At 45.6% G+C, this 20,441-nt stretch carries 13 protein-coding genes; 12 read left to right on the forward strand and 1 reads right to left on the reverse strand.

Features of this window, described 5'->3' with window-relative positions:
• Positions 1–9: 9 nt before the first annotated feature.
• Together JXR92_RS09890 and JXR92_RS09895 are read left to right on the forward strand one after the other, a co-directional pair.
• Positions 10–2,004 (forward strand): NPCBM/NEW2 domain-containing protein, encoded by a 1,995-nt coding sequence (locus JXR92_RS09890; RefSeq protein ID WP_138345735.1) that lies wholly within the window; start codon positions 10–12, stop codon positions 2,002–2,004.
• Between the two features lie 22 nt (positions 2,005–2,026).
• Positions 2,027–3,106, forward strand: coding sequence for a CehA/McbA family metallohydrolase (locus tag JXR92_RS09895; protein ID WP_117600966.1), 1,080 nt, complete (start codon positions 2,027–2,029; stop codon positions 3,104–3,106).
• 769 nt (positions 3,107–3,875) lie between these two features.
• On the opposite strand, the gene JXR92_RS09900 is transcribed toward JXR92_RS09895, so the two are convergent.
• A complete protein-coding gene (locus tag JXR92_RS09900) occupies positions 3,876–4,115 on the reverse strand; it encodes a hypothetical protein (protein ID WP_119961984.1) in 240 nt (79 codons plus the stop codon).
• 509 nt (positions 4,116–4,624) lie between these two features.
• Between JXR92_RS09900 and JXR92_RS09905 the strand changes: the two genes are divergently transcribed.
• The 10 genes from JXR92_RS09905 to mfd all read left to right on the forward strand — a co-directional run bounded on the left by JXR92_RS09905 (position 4,625) and on the right by mfd (position 20,434).
• Entirely contained in the window at positions 4,625–5,833 is a 1,209-nt protein-coding gene (locus JXR92_RS09905; RefSeq protein ID WP_117600965.1) for a glycoside hydrolase family 27 protein, read from the forward strand.
• 9 nt (positions 5,834–5,842) lie between these two features.
• On the forward strand, positions 5,843–7,015 hold the full coding sequence (locus JXR92_RS09910; protein ID WP_117600964.1) for a purple acid phosphatase family protein: 1,173 nt from the start codon (positions 5,843–5,845) through the stop codon (positions 7,013–7,015).
• A 54-nt stretch (positions 7,016–7,069) separates the two neighbouring features.
• Positions 7,070–9,232: a glycoside hydrolase family 97 protein gene (locus tag JXR92_RS09915; RefSeq protein ID WP_117600963.1), complete on the forward strand. Its 2,163-nt coding sequence runs from the start codon at positions 7,070–7,072 to the stop codon at positions 9,230–9,232.
• Between the two features lie 49 nt (positions 9,233–9,281).
• On the forward strand, positions 9,282–10,694 hold the full coding sequence (locus tag JXR92_RS09920) for a hypothetical protein (protein ID WP_119961983.1): 1,413 nt from the start codon (positions 9,282–9,284) through the stop codon (positions 10,692–10,694).
• A gap of 67 nt (positions 10,695–10,761) precedes the next feature.
• Positions 10,762–11,214 (forward strand): hypothetical protein, encoded by a 453-nt coding sequence (locus JXR92_RS09925; RefSeq protein WP_129644048.1) that lies wholly within the window; start codon positions 10,762–10,764, stop codon positions 11,212–11,214.
• Between the two features lie 220 nt (positions 11,215–11,434).
• Positions 11,435–11,698 (forward strand): hypothetical protein, encoded by a 264-nt coding sequence (locus JXR92_RS09930; RefSeq protein WP_138345733.1) that lies wholly within the window; start codon positions 11,435–11,437, stop codon positions 11,696–11,698.
• Positions 11,699–12,189: 491 nt separating this feature from the next.
• The gene (locus tag JXR92_RS09935; protein WP_117600958.1) at positions 12,190–12,642 is read left to right on the forward strand and encodes a hypothetical protein; all 453 of its coding nucleotides are present in this window, start codon (positions 12,190–12,192) and stop codon (positions 12,640–12,642) included.
• Positions 12,643–12,672: 30 nt separating this feature from the next.
• The gene (locus JXR92_RS09940) at positions 12,673–14,286 is read left to right on the forward strand and encodes an O-antigen ligase family protein (protein WP_131226002.1); all 1,614 of its coding nucleotides are present in this window, start codon (positions 12,673–12,675) and stop codon (positions 14,284–14,286) included.
• A 2-nt stretch (positions 14,287–14,288) separates the two neighbouring features.
• Complete coding sequence (locus JXR92_RS09945) at positions 14,289–16,292, forward strand: hypothetical protein (RefSeq protein ID WP_119961980.1); 2,004 nt, start codon at positions 14,289–14,291, stop codon at positions 16,290–16,292.
• Between the two features lie 752 nt (positions 16,293–17,044).
• Positions 17,045–20,434 (forward strand): transcription-repair coupling factor, encoded by a 3,390-nt coding sequence (gene mfd / locus JXR92_RS09950; protein ID WP_117600980.1) that lies wholly within the window; start codon positions 17,045–17,047, stop codon positions 20,432–20,434.
• Positions 20,435–20,441 lie beyond the last annotated feature (7 nt).

A 20,441-nucleotide genomic window follows, 5' to 3' on the forward strand; every position in this document is an offset into this window, starting at 1 on the left:
ATAAACAATATGAATTTGAAAGGATGTATGGCTGTGTGGGCTGTTTTAGCCATAGGAGGATATGCCCTGCAGTCTTGTAATACTGCTCCGGTCAAAGAGGTGTGGCTGGATGAACTTGGCCAAGACTCATGCTATGTGCAGGATTGGGGAACTGTTGAGATAAACCGTTCGGTCGTGCTTACACCATTGACAGTCAATGGTATCGTTTATGAGCGCGGTTTGGGGGCACATTCTATCAGTCGTATACTGTATGACTTGAAGAGTGAGGCTGTGTCTATTTCCGGACTTGCTGGTGCCGACGATAACAATAGGTTTGCCGGCAAGCTTCAATTTAAAATAGTCGGTGATCAAAAGGAACTTTGGAAAAGTGGGGTCATGAAGAAAGGGGATCCCGTTAAAGAATTCAATGTGAGTCTGAAGGGGGTCGATAAAGTCTTGCTTCTTGTAGAGGAGTGTGGTGATGGTATCATGTATGACCATGCGGACTGGCTGAATGTTAAGATAGAAACTCGCGGTGATGTGAAGCCTGTTCGTGCTTGGGCAAAACCCATCGCTAAAGAAAAGTATATTTTGACTCCGCCGGCTCCTGAGGTTCCGGTTATCAATAACCCGCTGGTTTTTGGTGTACGTCCGGGCAGTCCTTTCTTGTGGTCCATAATGGCTACAGGTGACCGTCCGATGATCTTTGAGGCAAAGGGGCTTCCGGAAGGAGTCAGACTGGACGAGAAGACAGGCCGTTTTACGGGTAAGGCAATGAAGGAAGGTGATTATAATGTTTTACTGAAGGCAACCAACAGCAAGGGAACTGCCGAAAAGGAAGTGACGGTCAAGGTGGGCGGTGAGATAGCCTTGACCCCTTCGATGGGATGGAACAGTTGGAATTGCTGGGGACTTTCCGTGGATGACCAAAAAGTGAGGGATGCTGCCCGCATGATGAGTGAGAAATTGCACGCGTACGGTTGGGAATATATAAACATTGATGACGGATGGGAAGCACCGGAACGTACCAAAGGCGGTGAAATCCTTTCTAATGACAAATTCCCGGATTTCAAGGCTCTGACCGATTATATCCACGGATTAGGACTGAAATTCGGTATTTATTCTTCTCCGGGTGCTACCACATGCGGTGGTCATGTAGGCAGTTATCAGCATGAGGAAATTGATGCCAGGACTTGGGAACGCTGGGGAGTGGATTACTTGAAGTATGACTATTGCGGTTATCTGGATATTGAAAAGGATTCGAAAGAAGAGACCATTCAGGAACCTTATATCGTTATGCGAAATGCTTTGGATAAGGTAAAACGTGATATTGTATTTTGTGTAGGTTATGGCGCTCCCAATGTCTGGAATTGGGCGGCTGAAGCAGGAGGTAATCAGTGGCGTACTACACGGGATATTACTGACGAATGGAATGTGGTGACTGCGATTGGGACCTTCCAGGATGTGTGTACAGATGCCACGGCACCAGGTAGAAACAATGATCCGGACATGCTGGTGGTTGGCAAATTGGGGCAAGGCTGGGGAAGCAAGGTGCATGATTCTTACTTGACAGCTGATGAGCAATATTCCCACATCTCTTTGTGGTGCATTCTTTCTGCCCCTTTGTTGATCGGTTGTGATATGGCAAATATGGATGACTTCACACTGAATCTTCTGACAAACAATGAAGTGATAGCGGTCAGTCAGGATCCGATGGTGGCTCCGGCTAGAAAGATGCTTGTCAAGAACGGACAGATCTGGTCTAAGAAATTGTATGACGGTTCTTATGCGGTAGGGTTCTTCCATGTGGATCCTTATTTTATTCTTTGGGATCAAGATGATGCTGAATCCATGCAGATGCGTGACTATGAATTCGACTTTGATTTGAACCTGCTAGGTATTGAGGGGAAGGCGATGGTCCGTGATTTATGGAGGCAGAAGGACTTGGGAGAAGTGGACGGCAGTTTCCAGACTAAAGTGCCTTATCATGGTGTCACTTTCGTAAAAATAACCCCAATAAAATGAATTCTGTCAAATTTGGAGAAGAATGAAGAAATTATATTTATCCATCGCTTTTTTGCTGACTTTTACTTTCCAGGTCCCTGCGCAACTGCAGGGACTGGATGTGGTGAAAGTTCCGGAGGCACAGCAGCCATATTCCGGAGAGTACATATATATACCTGATGTGGACGGCTATAAGGCTCTGAAATGTGATTTTCATGTACATACTATTTTTTCCGACGGGGATTTGAAACCGGAAAACCGCGTATGGGAAGGGGCGATTCGTGGGTTGGATGTCATAGCTATCACGGATCATATTGAATATCGTCCGAACAGTTACATCAAAGCCGACCACAACGAATCTTATAGAAGGGCCAAGACTATTGAGGCAAGTTCTAAGGTTATAGTTATTCAAGGAGCGGAAATCACCCGCTCCAAACCGATAGGGCACATCAATGCCCTTTTCTTGAGCGATGCCAATGCGCTGGATGTGGATGACCCTTTGACTGCAATAGACAATGCTCTGGCCCAAGGAGCCTTTATCATGTGGAATCATCCGGGCTGGCCCAATGACACAAGCACTATCTATAAGGTACATGAAGAGCTTATCAGGCAGAAGAAAATTCATGGGATTGAACTGGTAAATGGCTTCGAGTACTACCCAAAGGCTTTTAATTACTGTAAGGATTACGGTTTGACATATATGGGAAACACTGATATACATGGCGTCTATAGGCAGACGTATCGTACGGATATACAAAGCGGTCCTATGACAGTTGTTTTTGCCAAGGAGCGTTCGGAGGAAGGGGTAAAGGAGGCATTGTTTGCCGGACGTTCTGTTGTGAAGTTTGGAGATATTCTGATTGGTTCTGAGAAGAATCTGACGGCCTTGGTAAAGGCCTGTCTGACATATGAGGTGAAGAATACGCATGATAACCAGGCGCTGGTGAAAGTCATGAATAAATCTACACTGAACTTTGAAATCCTGTTGGATAATAAGTCAGTTACCATATTAGGCAATGCAACCACTGAATTTAAGGTCCGCTTGAATGACAAGGCGAAGTTCACTAACACTTATATTACGGATAACAGCCAGCTGGTGATTGATGTGTCGTCTTTACGGTAGGGCTTGTCATAAACCTTTAATTAATTCGTATACTATGAAGAAAATTTTGATTATACTTTTAGCTTTTCTATCTCCTCCTTTTTTTATGGTGATAATGGGGGGATGGATTCATTGAGGCAAGAAAAGGTTTATGTTCATATGGACAAGCCTTTTTATCTGGTGGGTGATACCATTTGGATGAAGGGGTATCTGGTTGATGCGCGGACGCATAGGAACAGGATGTCCGGAGCCGTTTTCTGTATGTGGAATTGATCAGTGACAGAAATAAAGTGCTGCTCCGTAAGAAGATAATGGAGGAGAAGAGTATATTCCGTAATTTTTTTCTTGGAGGAAGATATTCCAGAAGGGGCGGTATAGGCTTCGTGCTTACACCAATCTTATGCGCAATGCAGATGAATCCTTTTTTATACGCGACAGTTTGCTGTCTATAAGGATACGGAATCCTTGCTTATGTTGAAGGTGAGGTATGAGAAGGAGAAGGAAAATAGGTACCTCATGCTACTTTGTTACGTCGTGATGGAGAACCATACTCCAAGAAAAGCGTAGAGTATATGGTCTGTACCAAGGATTCTAATAATAAAGTCTGTGTCGGAAGAACAAATTTGGCAGGTGATATACTGGCCACTTTTCAAAGCGAGCATGAGGGCATTGGCTACTTTTTATTATCTGCAACAGATGGCAATTCACTATACGGTTGCGTCTGACAGTTCAGACCAGGAAAAGCGCTTTAAATTGCTGCTAGCTGTATCCGATCGGGTTGCCTTGTCTGTCACTTAGGATGATTCTTTGATATACTATAGGATGTGTGTCCCTTTCTGTCTGCATGCTGGAAGAGAAGTTGGTATTGTTGCCCCACGTATGTGGGCAGGTCGTACATCGTAGTCATATCTCTACGATGGAACTGAGGTCTCATTTCCAAGAGGGAAATGCCGGAGGTGATTGTACACTTCACTGCATTCAATGCGGTGAAGAAGCTTTGACGGAACGCCTTGTCTTTGTCCGTCAGCATGCCTCTCTTTTTCAGATGTCAGTGTTGGGCTCTCCGACAAAGAGCAGGGCTTTTCTGCATCCGGCGTTGTCTGGGAATTCCTTATGGCAACCTGAATGGGCATAAGTTATTAGTGGCCATCGCTAAAGATAGATAGGGCAATTTCTGCATAACCCACGATTTCCCTGATATGAGGGGATTCATAATTACCCCTTTCTGGAAAAAGGCACAACACTATAAGATCCGGCTGAAGGAGGACACTTATCCATCAGTCCCCCGGCTTTTATGGAGGTCTATGGTCAGGGCTAAGGCTGCCGATATTTGTACGAAGTGAACAATAAGACTGTCAACGGGATGAAGGTGTATCAGCTTCCTGAGGTGACGATACAAGGAGAGTACACTGGTCCTGATTACTTTTATCAGTCCTTTTAAGGGCGATCACTGTTTGGGGGCATGAGTGTCTACCGATAAGTCTTGGTATAATTATGAATATATGAATAATAAATGTATAATAATAAAAAACGAGTATTATGAAAGGACGGATTTTGTGTTTTGTGATTGTAGTGTGTAGTTTTCTTGTTGCCCATGCTGATGGAGCTGACTCATTGGCGCTGACCCCTCCCATGGGATGGAACAGCTGGAACTGTTTCAGTTGTGATGTGAACGAACGGCAGATACGCGAGATGGCCGACCTGATTGTGGCAAACGGGATGCGGGATGCGGGTTATACTTATGTGAATGTGGATGATTGCTGGCAGGTGGGACGTGATGCGGATGGGAATATTGTGGTTGATTCGGTGCGTTTCCCTTCCGGTATAAAAGCTTTGGCAGACTATATACATTCCAAGGGATTGAAGTTCGGCATTTATTCCTGCGCTGGTTCACTGACTTGTGCCGGGCGTCCGGGGAGCCGTGGATATCAGTTCCAGGATGCTCGCACTTATGCGGAATGGGGTGTGGATTTTTTGAAGTATGACTGGTGCTTTGATGAGGGGCAGAGTCCTCAGGGAGCTTACCGTACCATGCGTGATGCCTTGAAGGCTAGCGGTCGTCCGGTGGTGTTCTCTATCTGTGAGTGGGGGAGCAGCAAGCCGTGGACATGGGCCAAAGGTATCGGCCACTTGTGGAGGACTACGGGGGATATTATCAATGCCTTTAAAGGTACAGTACATTGGGGCGGATGCAGTGTTGTGGATATCATCGATAAGAATGCGGATTTGTGGCCTTATGCTGGTCCTGGGCATTGGAATGACCCGGACATGCTGCAAGTCGGCAACGGAGTGCTGACTGCTGAGGAGAACCGTTCACATTTTACCATGTGGTGTATGCTGGCCGCACCGCTGTTGGCGGGAAATGACCTGAGGACTATGGACAGGGAGACGCTGTCCATTCTGACGAATAAGGATGTGATTGCTATAAATCAGGACAAGCTGGGCATACAGGGTCGTCGTTACATGAAAATAGAACAGCATGAGATATGGGTTAAGCAGTTGTCTGACGGGGAAGCCGCTGTATGCTTCTTCAATCGTGACGAACAGCCGTGGACATTCGAGTATCAGTTTGGGAAAGACAAATCCCATCTCCACTTTGCGGATATCCGGTTTTGGGAATTGGAGTATGATGTTTATGATATTTGGGACGGGAATAGGCATCTTGGCACCTCCAACGACAATCTGAGTTTCAAAGTCCCTGCGCACGGTGTTGTCTTGGTAAGACTTTCCCCTAAAAACAAAAAATAATAATTTGTCATGGTAAAACTACTTTTCAGTGTAATGTGTATACTCATGTCTGTTTCCGGCTTTGCCCAGGAGCAGATCAAGATCAAGCACGGCCCTTATCTCCAGAACCTAAAGGAAACGGAAGTGACAATAGTCTGGCTTTCGGATAAGCCTTCTATAGGTTGGGTGGAGATTGCTCCGGATGATGGTACGAGTTATTACCGTACTGAGCGTATCAAGTTTTTTGATACGGTCAATGGCGTGAAGAATGTTTCGGAATTGCATGCGGTACGTGCCACGGGCCTTGCTCCCGGTACTAGCTACCGTTACCGTGTCTATGCCAGGGAGGTGCTTTCCCGCAGGGGGGAGGAGGTCATATATGGCAATGCTACGGCTCCGAGTATCTATGACCGCCGAGGATTGAAATTTACCACCAATGACAGTAGCAAGTCCGTGGCCTCTTTTGTCATGCTGAATGATATTCATGGCAATACGGACTATATACCTAAATTGCTGGCCGCTGCGGACTTCAAGAAAACAGACATGGTCATCTATAACGGTGACATGCTCAATAACCTACTGGATGAGGAGGAGTTGTTTAAAGGCTTCATGGACATCTCCATAGATATGTTCGCTACCTGCAAACCGTTGTATTATGCCCGTGGAAACCATGAGACACGTGGCTCATTTGCCACTTCCTTTCATCGTTTTTTCTCTCCGAAGGAACCCCATCTGTATTTTTTGATACGGCAGGGACCTGCTTGCTTCATTTTCTTGGATACCGGTGAGGACAAGCCTGACTCTGATATTGAATATCATGGTATCACCGACTATGACAATTACCGTACACAACAGGCGGAGTGGCTTGCAGAAGCCGTTAAATCCAGAGAATTCCAGGATGCGTCTTTCAGGATAGTGATCGCCCATATGCCTCCTTTGCCTGAAACTGACATCTGGCACGGGCAGGCCGAGGTCTTGGACAAGTTCGTTCCGATACTGAACGAGGCTGGAGCTGACGTGATGCTGTGTGGGCATTTGCATGAATATTTTAATAACAAGCCCACGGACAAAGTGCATTTTCCGGTAATAGACAATTCCTCCAATACAGTTTTAAAAGGTGTCATAAAGAGGGATAGGCTGGATATTGAGATAAGGGATATGAGTGGCGGGATAGTGGATACAATTTCTATAATGGCCCGATAGTTTTGTTATTTGTTGTTTTGGAACTTGGAATAATAATATTTGATTTGAAATAATATGAGAAACATGCATGATGTAACTGTGAAATGGATTTTTTTTCTGCTTTTGGTTATGGCGGGAAAAGCTGCAATGGCTGAAGGCATTACCTCACCGGATGGAAACCTCCGGCTTGATTTTGTGGTGAACTCTTCCGGTGAGCCTGTGTATCGATTGTCTTATAAGAACAAAGCCGTGGTGAATCCATCGAAGCTGGGGTTGGAATTGCAGGACGATCTGGGCCTGATGGATGGTTTTACACTTGTGGAGGCCAAGACCTCAACATTTGATGAAACCTGGAAACCCGTGTGGGGCGAAGTGGCACAAATACGGAATCATTACAACGAGCTGGCTGTGAGGTTGGAACAGAAGGAACAGGACCGTCATATCGTCATCCGTTTCCGCCTTTATGATGACGGTTTGGGATTCCGTTATGAGTTCCCTTTGCAAAGAGGTCTGCACTGTTTTACGGTCAAAGAGGAGCATACCCAGTTTGCTATGACAGGGGACCATACCGCTTTCTGGATTCCCGGTGACTATGACACTCAGGAGTACGACTATACTGAGTCCCGTTTGTCCGAAATCCGCGGCTTGATGGATAAGGCGGTGACGGTGAATGCCTCCCAGTTTGTTTTCTCGCCTACGGGTGTGCAGACCTCCTTGCAGATGAGGACGGACGATGGTCTGTACATCAATCTGCATGAAGCGGCTTTGGTGGACTATTCCTGTATGCATCTCAACCTGGATGACAAAAAACTCGTTTTTGAATCGTGGTTGACGCCGGATGTTTTGGGAAATAAGGCCTATATGCAGGCTCCCTGCAAAACCCCGTGGCGTACTGTCATGGTGAGCGATGATGCCCGTGATATTTTGGCCTCCAAGCTTACCCTGAATCTGAACGATCCTTGTGCATATGAAGACGTCTCATGGATTAAGCCGGTGAAGTATGTAGGCGTGTGGTGGGAGATGATTACCGGCCAGAAGTCATGGAGCTATACGGATGAACTGATTGCCATGCGTTTTGGAGAAAACGACTATACTAAAATCAAACCGAACGGCCGGCATGGCGCCACTAATGAAAGAGTGAGACGCTATATAGACTTTGCCGCCGAACATGGTTTCGACCAAGTATTGGTGGAAGGCTGGAACGAAGGATGGGAAAGTTGGGGAGGGAGCTCTCGTGACTTCGTGTTCGACTTTGTGACGGCCTATCCCGACTTTGACGTGAAGATGCTGAATGCTTATGCACACAGCAGAGGGGTCAGGCTGATGATGCATCATGAGTCTTCGGCTTCGGTACGCAATTATGAACGCCATCTGGACAAGGCCTATCAGTTCATGGCGGATAATGGCTATAACTCTGTAAAGAGTGGCTATGTAGGCGATATAATCCCCCGTGGAGAACATCACTGCGGACAATGGATGAACAACCACTACCTCTATGCCATACAAAAAGCTGCCGAATATAAGATTTGTGTGAATGCGCACGAAGCAGTACGTCCTACCGGTTTGTGCCGCACCTATCCCAACCTGATTGGCAATGAATCGGCCCGTGGTACGGAATTTGAGCCTTACGACGGCAATAAGCCCTTCCATACCACCGTGCTTCCTTTCACCCGTCTGATTGGTGGTCCGATGGATTATACCCCGGGCATCTTTGACATTTACCTGAATTTTATGAATCATGACAATCACGGGCAGATTCATTCCACGCTGGCAAAGCAACTGGCATTATACGTCACCCTCTACAGTCCGTTGCAGATGGCTGCCGATTTGCCGGAGAATTATGAATCTCATTTGGACGCTTTCCAGTTCATCAAGGACGTGGCGGTAGACTGGGATGAGAGCAAGTATCTCGAAGCGGAGCCGGGAGACTATATCACCGTGGCCCGTAAAGCCAAGGGTACGGAGAACTGGTTTGTGGGAGGCATTACCGATGAGCACGCACGTACTTCAGCTTTTGTTCTTGACTTTCTGGAACCGGGCAGGCAATACGTAGCTACGCTTTATGCCGATGCCGAAGATGCTGATTTTGAAAAGAATGCTACAGCTTACCGGATTAGGAAAGGTATTGTGACGAACAAGAGCAAGATGAATGTGAAGCTGGCGCGCAGCGGTGGATTTGCCCTGAGCTTGACAGAGGCCACACCGGAAAATATGAAAGGAGTAAAGAAATGGAAATAGGTTGACCGTTAGATGCCATTTTTATTAATTAATTGAAACAATAATGCCTATGAAAACACTGAAACAGAAGATGCTCTCTGTACTCTTTGTGGGGTTGGCGATAGCATCGTGTACTCATGATTTCTCGGAGGGATTCCGTCCTCCAGAGATGAAGCTGACGGTATCGGAAGCCCGTACGGCATTTGAACGTGAAGCGGACGCTTTGGACATCGTTCCGTTTGGTGCGGGTGCTGTCACGCGTTCTTTGGATGATGACATTGTCATTACGCCTCTTTGGAATGAGGCTGTCAGTTTTTCCGATGCAGAGGGCGCTTATGTTGTTGTCCCTTTCAATCTGCCTTTAGGCAAGATTTTTGCAAGAAAGCAATTTGATGAGGAAATTCCCGAAGATGAGAAGTTTGCCAATACGGATATTCGCTTGTTTATAGAAAAGAAACATGAAAATGAGTATCTTTACAGCATAATCCATTTAACCGGTAATTATTCTTATGTCATGGAGGAAAGTAATGACATGGCCTCGTTGCGATTGGATGATCTGGCATCTTTCTCCGGCTCTATCCGTCATTACAGTCTGCAAGGTGAAATGATGTGGGGGGATATTTATCATCATGGGCGGATTGTGGGAAAAATTTCTGCTATACCTGAGCCAAGCAGAGAAGAGCTGGATTCTCTGAGAGACAACCGCGGCTCGGTCCGTCCTCGTGGTTATGTGACCCGCTGTGACCCTCATTTGGTGGAATATGAGATTTGTTATCATACGGGTTATCCTACGGCTGAAGGTATTGTAGAGACTCATGTAGAATGTCATTTTGAGTATCGTTGGGAGGAGTATTGTTATCAGATATGGGTTGAAGACGGTACGGACAATTATCGTTGTCCTAATTGTGGTGATCCTAATTGCAACGGTAGTTGCCGGCCTACCCCTCCAGATCCAGATGGAGGAGATGTTCAGCCGGTCTTATCTCAAAAGGCTCAGGCTATAAAGAAAAAGCTTGATGTCACATTTGCAGGTTTGATAGATAATATCAAGAAAGTGGTGAGAATGAAAGAGGGCAAGACCGGTGACGGCAATCTGGCTGAGGGCGTTTCAGACAAGGCAACCATTTCTGAAATATTATATAAGAATGTACCTTTGACTCTGACTTTCAACAGTTCGCTTACGGAATTGCAACTGATGATCGTGATGGCGCATGAATATACACATCTCGAATTGCTTGAGAAATCCAGAACCGCTGGCAGCAGCAATGAATTTGCACTTAAAGAGCCTGAATTGTTGTCAGCAATCAACAATTCGTCCGAGCCAACGGATTGGGGGAAGATAAATGACGGGCACCATGAATATATGGGCAGCCATGTGGAAAGATGGAAGAACGTTTACGAAGTGCTTTCCCCGGTCAGAGTGAGGACTTCTATAAGTATGGAAAATGGGGAGGAGGGGCTACGAGTTCTGATGCGTTTCTGAAATTGACGAAATCGGAGAGAGATAAAATTATCGAATATTTGACAAATAATAATTTATAATAATGCTTATGAAAAAGTTTATCTTGTTATATTTATTTACACTGTGTACTGTACTGTGTGCGTATTCTCAATCTGCTGTCTATGTGATTTTTACTCCTATAGAATCAGATACCAAAGGTGTAGAGCATTCCGTTTTTAATATTCATAATTTGGGCGGAGGTGTAGTTCATATTTTCACTATATTTGAACTTGCGAAAAATACTCGTAAAAAATTGTATTTTTATAGATTTGAGTATGATAATCGGAAGGACAACGTTGATAATCCATTCCAAGTTAAGTCCAAAGACTTTTTAAACTCTGTCAATCTTGTAGATTGGGATTTGGTAGAAGGTAAGACCAATGTCGAGTCTAAATTTAAATATATAATGTCTCATGATAAAATATATTTTATAGACCGGAATGAGTCTACGAATGATTCTGTGAAAATATATCCTGTAAAACGATGGGTTCCTAAGTATTAATGTTGTAGAAGCCGGTTGATAGCTTATAATTTATTTATCTAACGGTCGCTTATTCATAATATGGCTTTTAGCCGGCTTTTATCTTTAGTATATTGTATTTCTGCCATATAAGGTACTTTGTAAATATGCTGAGGGCATAAACGAACTCTCATTGATAAAGTCAATGTCTGTTGGTTTGTAACCACCAAGTAGACATGTTGTTAGCTAAAAAATAACGCTTATGAAGAAACTTATCCTATTACATCTATTTACACTATGTACTGTGCTGTGTACGTATTCCCAATCTGCTGTCTATGTGATTTTCACTTCTACGAACTCGGATGATAAAGGTGTTAATAATCTTATTTTTGATGTTCAGGATTGGGATAGGGATGCAGGGCATCTATTCACTATATTTGAACGTGCTAAAGATACTCGTAAACAATTGTATTTTTATGATTTTATATATAAAAACCATAAGGACAACGTTGACAATCCATTTTAGGTTAAGTCCAAAGACTTTTTAAACTCTGTCAATCTTGTAGATTGGGATTTGGTAGAAGGTAAGACCAATGCCGAGTCTAAATATAAATATATAATGTCTCATGATAAAATATATTTTATAGACCGGAATGAGTCAACGAATGATTCTGTGAAAATATATCCTGTAAAACGGCGTGTTCCTAAGTATTAATGTAACAGAAGCTGGTTAATGGCTTATAATTTATCTAACGGTTGATTATTCATATCAATAATTCATCTGAGGTGATGGATTGGGGAAGATAAATGACGGGCACCATGAATATATAGGCAGTCATGTGGACAAGATGGAAGAACGTTTACAAAGTGCTTTCCCCGGTCAGAGTGAGGACTTTTATAAGTATGGAAAATGGGGGGAGGAGCTACGAGTTCTGATGCATTTGAAAATTTGACACAATCAGAGAAAGAAAAAATTAATGAGTATTTAATAAAGAACAATTTGTAACAATAGCGATTATGAAAAAAATAATTTTCTTGCATTTATTTGTACTGTATAATATATTATATGTATATTCTCAATCAAGTGCTTATGTGATTTTCACTTCTACAAAATTAGATATTAAAGGTGTGAGTAAACAAGTTTTTGAGATTAGAGATTGGGATAGAGATGCTGTTCACATATTTAGTATATTTGAACGTGCTAAAGATACTCGTAAACAATTGTATTTTTATGATTTTATATATGAAAATTTGAAGGACAACGTTGACAATCCATTTCAGGTTAAGTCCAAAGACTTTTTAAACTCTGCCAATCTTGTAGATTGGGATTTGGTAGAAGGTAAGACCAATGCCGAGTCTAAATATAAATATATAATGTCTCATGATAAAATATATTTTATAGACCGGAATGAGTCTATGAATGATTCTGTGAAAATATATCCTGTAAAACGGCGTGTCCCTAAGTTCTAATGATAAATAAAATCTGTATATTCCAACGCAATGAAAAAGCTCTATCTTAGTAAAGAACTTTTATTGGGTGGGGCAATAATTGCAGCACCGTTGTGCAGCTTGGTGATGACGGGCGTATTCCAAAATGATATGCCATTGTTCCCACTCTTGATTATTTGCCTGCTGACGCTTTTCTTCCGACTGCTATTGTTTTTGAAGACTGGCAGAAAGATAAAAGAAGTCCGTCTGACAGCTTGTGACATAGCCGTTGCTCTGTTTATAAGCTATATCTTCCTGCGATGGCTACTGCAAAGGGAAGATGTTGCGGAGCTTTCAATATTCAGATGGTTTCTGTTTGCAGTGGTTTATATTTTGGCGCGAACGGTGAATCATAAAGAAACGCTTTTTTCAGCGTTGATATTATCTGCATCATTACAAGCGGTTGTGGCCCTTTTGCAAAAAGTGGGTTGTTTGTCGAGTCTCCATCCTCTGTTTGATGTGACGGGCACTTTCAACAATCCGGGACCGCTGGGCGGGTATCTTGCTGTGGGATTGGTTGTTGCCGTTTTATTGTATGCTTCCTCTTTTCGGCATTGGAGTACGAGAACTGTCTTGAAAGTAGCTTCGATAGGTGTTATGGGAACTGCATTTTATTGGGCTGATTCACGCGCCGGTTTGCTGGCAGTTGCGGCAGGATTGCTGATGGCTTATGGGGGGAAGATGAAATTTTTCGGATGGCGTGGACGTGCGTGGTGTGTGTGTCTGTCGGTGGCGGCTGTTGCATTTGTTTGTATCCTGTTGTTTGCCTATCGCCCGTTGTCGGCCAATGCCAGGTTGCTGATATGGCGGGTCTCATCGGATATGGTGATGGACAAGCCCTTATTGGGACACGGTGTAGGGGCGTTTGAAAAGAAATACATGTTCTATCAGGCGGATTATTTCAGAAATCATCCTCAATCCGATTTTCTGAATGTAGCCGACAACGTGACTTATCCCTATAATGAACTGTTGCATATTGCAGTGGAAACCGGAATGTGCGGGCTTGTTTTGTTCCTGCTGGTGGCGGTGTCACCGTTTGTCTTTTCTGATGAAAGGACATTGAAGGCCGTATTGGCTGCTTGGCTGATATTCGCCATGTTTTCATATCCGGTCAATGTGGTGCCACTTATGATGAACTTTGCATTGTTCACAGGATTGTGTCGTGGCAAAACTGTGTCTGTTCTGGGTGTAAACAGAATTTTTTGTGGAATTGCTGTTGTTCCTCTTATGGGGTTATTGGCGGTGTGTGGCCATGTAATGTTGTTTTTCTGTGAAAGTTCAACATTGTTGATTGACGTGCTTGGCAGGAAGGTTAGGAATGTGGAGCAGGTGGATTTGTTACAAAAGCTGCCGCTTTCTTGCGAAACATATTGTATGCGCGGTGATATATATCTGGAACGGAAAAGCTATGGGCAGGCCGAGGAGTCTTATAAAGTTGCTGCAGAAATGATTCCTACACGTATACGCCCCAACTATAAACTGTGGAATCTGTATCTGTTGCAACAAGATACTGTGAATGCCCGAAAGATGGCTTTGCATATTCTGGCGCAACGGGTAAAAGTGGAGAATACATTTTCCATTAAGGTGAGGGGGAGGATGAAACAGTTTCTTGATGAAATAGATTAAAAATGATGGCGGGATTTATATTGCGGAAATATTTTAGGAATGGAGGCTTCAACGTGATTTCAGGGCTTGTTGCGGTCTTGCTTGCCTGTTCCTCCTGCTTTTCTGATTTGAAATTGGAACGGGCTCTTGTGGCTGCTGAAGAGAACAGGTCCGAGCTGGAAAAGGTGTTGAAGCACTACTCTTTGGACAGTCCTGACCGCCAGAAATATAAGGCGGCGGTTTATTTGATAAGGAATATGATGGACTGCTATTCCTTGGATTATGTGTATGGGGATGAGTACGTGCGTGTGATAGATTCTCTGAGCAATATAAACGGGACTCCCGTGCAGGAGGATTTTATGCGGGATGTTGACAGTATAAGCCGGTGCTTGAACAGAAAGATACTTCAAAGCGGTTCGGTGATAAAATGTGATTTGAGACATCTTACTGCCGGGCAGTTGATAAGACACATTGACATGAGCTTCGAGTCGCTGCGTTATCCTTGGACGAAGGAACTGGATTTTTCGGATTTTTGCGAATATGTACTGCCGCATAGGATAGGGCATGAAAGACTGGAAGAGTGGATGACAGACTATAGGAACAGCATGAAGGTCGCTCTTGACTCGTTTGCAAGGACCGCTATGGCCGATTCCTGCATTTGCAGTTATTATCTCCGCAAATATGCGGAAAGGGATTTCTTTTATACGACGATTGTACCGGAGCTTTCTCCATCGTCACTGCTTTATTCTACGATTGGCTTGGGAAACTGCAAGGAGTTACAGGCGTTGACTGTCTATTCGTTAAGAAGCCTTGGCATTCCTGTTGCCATTGATTTCACTCCCCAATGGGGAAAAAGGAGTTTGGGCCACAGCTGGTGTACACTGATCGGCAAAGGTTATCAGCTTCCGTTTCTTTTTTACGACAAAGTACCTTTGGGTGAACACCTTGCGGATATGCGGAAGCGTGACGGGCTGGCAAAGGTATACAGAAGGATGTATAGCGAACAAGAGGGCACATTGGCAAGCCTTTTGCCGCAGGAGGAGATTCCCCCACTGTTTGAGGACAAGCATTTGAAAGATGTCTCCGAGCTCTATTTCACTCCGGTGGCGGCAACGGTAAACTTGTCGTTCTCGCCTCCTGAAAAGAAGGAGTATGCTTATTTGTCTGTGTTCAATAATAAGGGATGGATTCCCATAGACTGGGGCCGTATCAAGAATGGAAAAGTTGAATTCAAGAAGGTCGCAAAGGGTAATGCTTACCTGGCCACTTATTACCATCGGGGCAAGACGTACCCGGCATCGAATCCCTTTATTGTGGAGGAGAACGGTGATACAAGGTTATTGGCCCCTGATGTCAACTCCTTTACTTCTGTTTTTTTAAGGCGGAAATATCCCGACAAGAAGCATGTCTATGAATTGTCAAGGAGTCGGACGGTAGGAGGCCGTTTTCAGATAATGGCTGATGTCTCCGAGCGATTTACCGATGTATGTACGATAGATGAATTCCCGGAAACACTGGCTCCGGTTTCGATTGTATTTGATACTCCTGTGGAGGCAACGGCACTCAGATACCTGTCTGCTCCTGACTCGAATGTCTTTCTGGCAGAGCTGGAATTGTATGACGAGCAGGATAACTTGGTTGAGGGGGAGATAATCGGTACGGATGGTAGTTGGTATGGCAATGGCCGTGACAAATATAAAGTGTTTGACCATGATATGTTGACCTACTTTGATGCGCCTGTATCCTCTGGTGGTTGGGTAGGACTGTCATTCGGTCGCGTCCGGAAAATAAAGAGGATAGTATATGCTCCTTACAATGATGATAATGGGATAAACAAGGGGGAGCTGTATGAATTGTTCTATTTTGATGCGGGCTGGGTTTCGCTGGGAGAGAAGTATGGTGACAGTTCGTATACAATGAACTATGACAGGGTGCCTCGGAATGCCTTGCTTCTGTTGAGGAACAAGACGAAAGGACAGGAGGTGCGTATATTTACACAGGAGGATGGAAAGCATGAATGGTGGTGAATCTGATATGAATCATGAAATGAATGATACGGTTTCCTTATTGTTGATGGTGACGATGTTCCAGTCTGTAGCCAGCCTGCTAATAGGGATATTCGGCTATAGCAGAAACTTTGCCGTTTTCGGTGTTGCTTTCCTTATGGTCGGATTTGTAATGCGGTGGGCCGCTCAATTTTTAATGATAAGTTTTCATTGGTGTTTTATTAAAATTGAGCCACTAATGTAGCTCCTTCTAACTCCTGACTATAAGGAATGCAGGTTAAATCAAAGAACCGTATGCTTGACTTTGAACTTTAGCCTCAATCTTTAGCTATTCCCGTTTCAATCATTAACAGAAAACATTCAAACTATTAAAGAAAAACTTTCGAAGTATAAAGGATAAAGTGGGTAGATATAGGGAGAAAAAGTGCTCTTCAGTCTTGGTCTGTCTATCCCAAGCCTTGGGATAGACAGACCAACCCCTGGGATACATGTCCGCAGGCTGGGGATAAACTTTGTGTAACATAACTCCTGAATAGGGATTGTGCAGGCTGTGTTATTCATAATTGGAGGAAAAGAAGTTTCATTGCCTTCCCCGATAAATAGGGCGATACAGAAAAAAGGTGAAGGATGTGCAGGCTGACAGCAGAAAGATTATTTCAGAGAACATAGTTGCCGACAGGTCAAAGCTAAAGATTATTTGTGTATTTTTGCACCGAATTTATTTCGGTAGGATACCTTATGAGAGGCAATACCGGGGGAAAAAGCGCAAAGCAATGAATATAACTGAACTGCAACAATCTTATGCTTCCCATCCCAATGTAGAGGGGGTGTGCAGGCTTCTGAAAGATAACTCTGTCCGTCACCTATATTGCGGAGGTTTATATGCCTCTGCCGCTTCTTTGTTTTCGTCTGTATTGGTTCAGCGGGCTACTTGTCCGCTCGTTTTCATTCTGGGCGATATGGAGGAAGCCGGTTATTTCTATCATGATTTGACGCAGATATTGGGGACAGAGCAGGTATTGTTTTTTCCTTCTTCATTTCGCCGCGCCATCAAGTACGGGCAGAAGGATGCGGCAAACGAAATACTCCGTACAGAAGTGCTGAGTCGCCTGCAAAAAGGAGAAGAGGGGCTTTGCGTGGTGACCTATCCGGATGCGCTGGCCGAAAAGGTGGTCTCTCGTAAGGAACTGGGGGAGAATACACTGAAACTGCATGCAGGCGAGAGGGGGGATATGGACTTTGTGACGGACGTATTGCGCAGCTACGGTTTCGAATATGTGGATTACGTTTACGAGCCGGGGCAGTATGCCGTTCGTGGCAGTATTATCGACGTCTTTTCCTTCTCTTCCGAATATCCCTTCCGTATAGACTTCTTCGGCGATGAGGTGGAAAGCATCCGTACCTTCGAGGTGGAAACACAGCTCTCGAAGGAGAGGAAAGAAAGCATCGTGATAGTTCCCGACTTGAGCCATAGCCTGGAAAAAAGGGGAAGCGGCGGCATGGTGTCGTTCCTCGATTTCCTTCCGTCGGACAGCTTGCTTGCCATGCGCGATTTCCTCTGGCTACGCGAACGCATCCAGACCGTGCACGACGAATCGCTCACCCCACAGGCCATCGCTGCCCGTGAGTCGGAGGAGAATGGAGCCATCACGCTGGAAGGCAAGCTGATTGATGGTGGCGAGTTCACCCTGCGCGCCCTCGATTTCCGCCGGATGGAGTTTGGCAACAAGCCCACCGGAACACCGGATGCCACCGTCTCGTTCCATACTACGGTACAGCCTATCTTCCATAAAAACTTCGACATGGTGGCGGAGAGTTTCCGCGAATACCTCTCCCGTCACTACACCATCTACATATGCAGCGACAGCCTGAAACAGACCGACCGCATCCGTGCCATCTTTGAGGACCGTGGAGACAACATATCCTTTACCGCCGTAGAACGGACACTGCACGAAGGCTTTGCCGACGACACTTTACGTATCTGTATCTTTACCGATCATCAGCTGTTCGACCGCTTTCACAAGTATAACTTGAAGAGCGACAAGGCACGCAGCGGCAAGGTGGCCTTGAGCCTGAAGGAGCTGAACCAATTCACCCCCGGCGACTATGTGGTGCATACCGACCACGGTGTGGGGCGTTTTGCCGGACTGGTACGTATCCCCAACGGTGACACCACGCAGGAGGTGATGAAGATTGTCTATCAGAACGAAGATGTGGTGTTTGTCTCCATCCACTCTCTGCACAAGGTTTCCAAGTACAAGGGAAAGGAGGGTGAAGCGCCCCGCCTCAACAAGCTCGGCACCGGAGCCTGGGAGAAGCTGAAAGACCGCACCAAGACGAAGATAAAGGATATTGCCCGCGACTTGATAAAACTCTACTCGCAACGCCGCGAGGAGAAGGGTTTCCAATACAGTCCCGACAGCTTCCTGCAACGGGAGTTGGAAGCCTCCTTCATCTATGAGGATACCCCCGACCAAAGTAAGGCTACTTCCGACGTGAAGGCCGACATGGAGAGTGCCCGTCCGATGGACCGCCTGGTGTGCGGTGACGTGGGCTTCGGCAAGACGGAGGTGGCTGTTCGTGCCGCTTTCAAGGCTGTGGCGGACAATAAGCAAGTGGCTGTACTGGTGCCCACTACCGTACTTGCCTATCAGCATTTCCAGACCTTCAAGGAGCGATTGAAAGGCTTGCCTTGCCGGGTGGAGTATCTGAGTCGTGCCCGCACCGCTGCTCAGGCAAAGGCTGTAGTGAAAGGGCTTGCCGAAGGGGAAGTGAATATTCTTATCGGTACCCACCGTATCCTGGGAAAAGACGTTAAGTTCAAAGACCTTGGTTTGTTGATTATTGATGAGGAGCAGAAGTTCGGCGTCTCCGTCAAGGAGAAACTTCGCCAATTGAAGGTGAATGTGGATACGCTGACCATGACGGCTACACCCATTCCCCGTACCTTGCAGTTTTCGCTGATGGGTGCGCGCGACTTGAGCGTCATCCAGACACCGCCGCCTAACCGCTATCCCATCCAGACGGAAGTGCACACCTTCAACGAGGAAATCATTGCCGACGCCGTCAATTTCGAGATGAGCCGTAACGGGCAGGTATTCTTCGTGAATAACCGTATTTCCAATCTGTTTGAGTTGAAGACCATGATAGAGCGGCACATTCCCGATTGCCGTGTCTGTATCGGACACGGACAGATGGAGCCTGCCGAACTGGAGAAGATAATCTTTGATTTCGTCAATTACGATTACGATGTGCTGCTTGCCACTACCATCATCGAAAGTGGCATCGACATACCCAATGCCAATACCATTATCATCAACCAGGCGCAGAACTTCGGCCTCAGTGATTTGCACCAGATGCGCGGACGTGTGGGGCGGAGCAATAAAAAAGCTTTCTGTTACCTGCTGGCACCACCTTTGTCCTCCCTTACTCCCGAAGCAAAGCGGCGTCTGCAAGCCATCGAAAACTTCTCCGACCTGGGCAGTGGCATCCACATTGCCATGCAAGACCTTGACATCCGTGGTGCAGGCAATATGCTCGGTGCCGAACAGAGCGGTTTCATTGCTGACTTGGGCTACGAGACTTATCAAAAGATTCTCTCCGAAGCTGTGCATGAACTGAAGACCGACGAGTTTGCCGACCTTTATGCCGAAGAACTGAAAGCAGACGGAGGCGTCATCAGTGGAGAACAGTTTGTCGACGAATGCCAGGTGGAAAGCGACCTTGAACTTCTGTTGCCTGCCGATTACGTGACTGGCAGCAGCGAGCGTATGTTGCTCTATCGCGAGTTGGACGGATTGACACTCGACAAGGATGTGGATGCTTTCCGTTCCCGCCTCGAAGACCGCTTCGGCCCGATTCCTCCCGAAACGGAAGAACTGCTGCGCATCGTTCCCTTGCGACGCCTGGCTGCCCGCCTCGGCGTGGAGAAAGTCTTTCTGAAAGGTGGGCGCATGTCCCTGTTCTTCGTCTCCAATCCGGACAGCCCGTACTATCAGAGCCAGGCTTTCGGTAAGGTCATTGCCTACATGATGAAATATACCCGTCGTTGCGACCTGCGCGAGCAGAACAACAAACGGAGTATGCTGGTGAAGGATGTCAGGACGGTGGAAGAAGCTGTCTGTGTGTTGCAGGAGGTAGTGGCAATGCAGGTGGAGGAGTAACTGTTGC

It is taken from the genome of Bacteroides parvus (genome assembly GCF_017309675.2).
GTDB lineage: Bacteria > Bacteroidota > Bacteroidia > Bacteroidales > Bacteroidaceae > Bacteroides > Bacteroides uniformis.